Source organism: Peptoniphilus rachelemmaiella (assembly GCF_943169845.1).
In the GTDB taxonomy this organism is placed as follows: Bacteria; Bacillota; Clostridia; order Tissierellales; family Peptoniphilaceae; genus Aedoeadaptatus; species Aedoeadaptatus rachelemmaiella.
Map to the genome: position 1 here is coordinate 1 of NZ_CALPBW010000036.1, position 3,413 is coordinate 3,413.

Annotated in this window: 3 protein-coding genes; all 3 read left to right on the plus strand. The window is 49.8% G+C overall.

All coding sequences use genetic code 11. The annotated features are described in order from the left end of the window. The first annotated feature begins 351 nt into the window (after positions 1-351). The 3 genes from KO087_RS09490 to KO087_RS09500 are packed head-to-tail and all read left to right on the plus strand — an operon-like array spanning position 352 to position 3,218. Entirely contained in the window at positions 352-1,530 is a 1,179-nt protein-coding gene (locus KO087_RS09490; RefSeq protein ID WP_215508984.1) for an acetyl-CoA C-acetyltransferase, read from the plus strand. Between the two features lie 28 nt (positions 1,531-1,558). Then, positions 1,559-2,338, plus strand: coding sequence for an enoyl-CoA hydratase-related protein (locus KO087_RS09495; protein ID WP_215508985.1), 780 nt, complete (start codon positions 1,559-1,561; stop codon positions 2,336-2,338). 34 nt (positions 2,339-2,372) lie between these two features. After that, the gene (locus tag KO087_RS09500) at positions 2,373-3,218 is read left to right on the plus strand and encodes a 3-hydroxyacyl-CoA dehydrogenase NAD-binding domain-containing protein (protein WP_215508986.1); all 846 of its coding nucleotides are present in this window, start codon (positions 2,373-2,375) and stop codon (positions 3,216-3,218) included. Positions 3,219-3,413 lie beyond the last annotated feature (195 nt).

The window sequence follows — 3,413 nt, forward strand, 5'->3', positions numbered from 1 at the left end:
CCCCCCCCGGGGACTATCGCCAATACAAAGAGCGCACCTTCGGGGGCCGCTCTTTTTTTGTTTGGAAATAAACATGAAAACTACGCAAATCATTTTCCTGCAATGGAGTTTATATGTAAAAAATATAACGAAACCCCGTAAAGAAGGGATTAAACCGCCGATATTGTTTGTATAAAAAATAATTATCCCTAATTCATGCGGATTGCTCCCGAATTTTTTTGAAAAATAATTAACAAATTTTCACCAAATCTATTGACGGGGCTGTTTTTATATTTTATAATGCAGATAGAAGTTGGAAAACAATTGCAAAACAATTGAGCAAACAGACATATCAAAAAGGGAGGCAATAAAATGAAAAATGTCGTTATCGTAAGTGCAGCAAGAACACCCGTGGGTTCCTTCGGGGGCGCTTTTAAAGGTGTAAGCGCTGTAGATTTAGGCGTAGCCGCAGCAAAAGAAGCCATCAAACGCGCTGGCATCAAAGCTGAAGACATCGAAGAAGCCATCATCGGCAACGTACTTCAAGCAGGTCTCGGCCAAAACGTAGCCCGTCAAGTTATCCTTCACGCAGGCTTACCCGAATCCACGCCGGCTATGACCATCAACAAGGTTTGCGGTTCCGGTTTACGCGCCGTATCCTTAGCAGCTCAAATCATTAAAGCAGGCGACGCCGACATCGTATTGGCAGGCGGTACCGAATCCATGAGCTCCGCACCCTTCATTTTGAACGATGCTCGCTGGGGCGCTCGCATGGGCGACAAGAAGCTCGTCGATGAAATGATTAAAGACGGTCTTTGGGATGCATTCAACGACTACCACATGGGCGTTACCGCTGAAAACGTAGCAAAAGAATACGACGTTACCAGAGATGACCAAGACGAAATCGCCGCAGTCAGCCAACAACGCGCCAGCAAGGCTCGTGCAGAAGGCATCTTCGACGAAGAAATCGCACCGGTCGAAGTTAAAGGCCGCAAAGGAAAAGTAACCATCGTCGACAAAGACGAATACATCCGCGACGGCGTTACCAAAGAAAGCATCGGCGGCATGAAACCCGCATTCATTAAAGACGGTACCGTTACCGCAGCCAACGCATCCGGTATTAACGACGGCGCCGCCATGGTTATCGTAATGAGCGAAGAAAAAGCCAAAGAATTAGGCGTTGAGCCCATGGCTAAGATCGCAAGCTACGCATCCGCAGGTGTTGATCCCAAGATCATGGGTACGGGCCCGATCCCCTCTTCCAGAAAAGCAATGGAAAAAGCCGGTTGGGAATTCTCCGAACTCGACCTCGTGGAAGCAAACGAAGCCTTCGCAGCACAAGCAGGCGCAGTTGCTAAGACCTTAGGTCTCGACATGGACAAAACCAATGTCAACGGCGGCGCCATCGCCATCGGTCACCCCATTGGTGCTTCCGGTACGCGTATCCTCACCACCCTTTTATATGAAATGAAACGTCGCGACGCCAAGAAGGGTCTCGCAACGCTCTGTATCGGCGGCGGCATGGGTACTGCACTTACCGTCGAACGCTAAATAAGATTAACTGAAAGGAAGTGCCATAGTGGACTTTCAATACCTGATTGTAGAAAAACAAAACGCCATTGCCACGGTGAAGATTAATAAGCCCAAGAGCTTAAATGCCCTGAACACCGAGGTATTAACCGAACTCAACCGTTGCTTCACCGCCTTGGAAGGCGACGATGAAGTAGCTGTAGTGATTCTTACCGGCGAAGGCAAGGCCTTTGTCGCCGGCGCCGACATTTCTGAAATGCAACCGCTTAATGCGGCAGAAGCCCACGCATTTGCAAAACTCGGCATGGACACCTTTATGTTAATCGAACGGCTTTCCAAACCCGTTATCGCTGCAGTTAACGGCTTCGCCTTAGGCGGCGGCTGTGAGCTTTCCCTCGCCTGCGACATCCGTATCGCTTCCGAAAAAGCCGTCTTCGGCCAACCGGAAGTGGGCCTCGGGATCACCCCGGGCTTCGGCGGCACCCAACGTCTGCCGAGAACCGTCGGCGTCGGCATTGCGAAAGAATTGATCTACACCGCCAAAAACATTAAGGCGGATCGCGCCTATGAAATCGGCTTAGTCAACGCCGTGGTGGCACCGGAAGAATTAATGAATGAAGCGACAAAGCTCGCCGAAACCATTGCATCCAAGGGCTCCCGCGCCGTATCCTACGCCAAGGGCGCCATTGTAGACGGTCTGCAAGCAGACATTCAAACGGGTATGGACATTGAAAAGTCGGCCTTTGCCCTCTGCTTCGCCACCGAAGATCAAAAAGAAGGCATGACCGCATTCTTGGGCAAACGTGCCCCGGAATTTACCGGTAAATAAACAATCGTTTAAATAGAGAATAGGAGGATTTCTTATGAAAATCGGAGTTATTGGTTCGGGTACGATGGGTCTCGGTATCGTTCAAGTTGCCGCACCTTTCCACGAAGTAGTTATCAAGAGTAGAAACCTGACCGACGAAAAGATCGCCAAGATCATGGGCAAGGTTGAAAAAGCTTACGCCAAGAATGTTTCCAAAGAACGCATGACGCAAGCCGACATGGACGCTGCCATGAAACGCATCTCCCTCGTCGAAGAATTTAAAGACCTGTCCGACTGCGACATCGTCATCGAAGCTGCTTCGGAAGATCCCGAAGTGAAAAAAGACTACTTCAAACAATGCGACGAACTTTGCGACGCAAAGACCATCCTCGCTACCAACACCTCTTCTTTGAGCATCACCGACATCGCTGCAGTCACGGGCCGTCCTGACAAAGTCATCGGCATGCACTTCTTCAATCCGGTTCCCGCAATGAAATTAGTTGAAATCATCTGCGGCTTACACACCAGCGAAGAAACCAAGAAGATCATCATCGACTTAACCAACGAAATTGGCAAGACCCCCGTCGAAGTCGAAGAAGCTCCGGGCTTCGTCGTAAACCGCATCCTGATCCCCATGATCAACGAAGGTGTCGGCATCGTCGGCGACGGCGTCGCTTCTGTTGAAGACGTCGATACCGCCATGAAGTTAGGCGCAAACCACCCCATGGGCCCCTTGGCTTTAGCTGACTTAATCGGCTTGGACGTTTGCCTGGCCATCATGGACGTTCTCTACAACGACTACCACGACAGCAAATACCGCGCACACGTTCTTCTGCGCAAAATGGTTCGCGGCGGCAAATTGGGTCGTAAGAGCGGCGAAGGCTTCTACAAATACGAATAATCCATTCAATTTGAGGCTTTCAAACGCTTCTGTCATACAAAATCGGGTAGGCTTCGGCCTACCCTTTTTTGCATTAGAAAACCCCCGGTTAGACCGGGGGTTCCGTTTAGCTTTAGCGATAATCACCCGTTATTCCCAGAATGGTATGATAAGAAAGGTCTGCCAACCAATCACAATCAGGAGGGAATAATGACA

Coding starts and splice junctions, on each gene's coding strand:
- KO087_RS09490 (WP_215508984.1), top strand. CDS start 352: ATGAAAAATGTCGTTATCGTAAGTGCAGCAAGAACACCCGTGGGTTCC.
- KO087_RS09500 (WP_215508986.1), top strand. CDS start 2,373: ATGAAAATCGGAGTTATTGGTTCGGGTACGATGGGTCTCGGTATCGTT.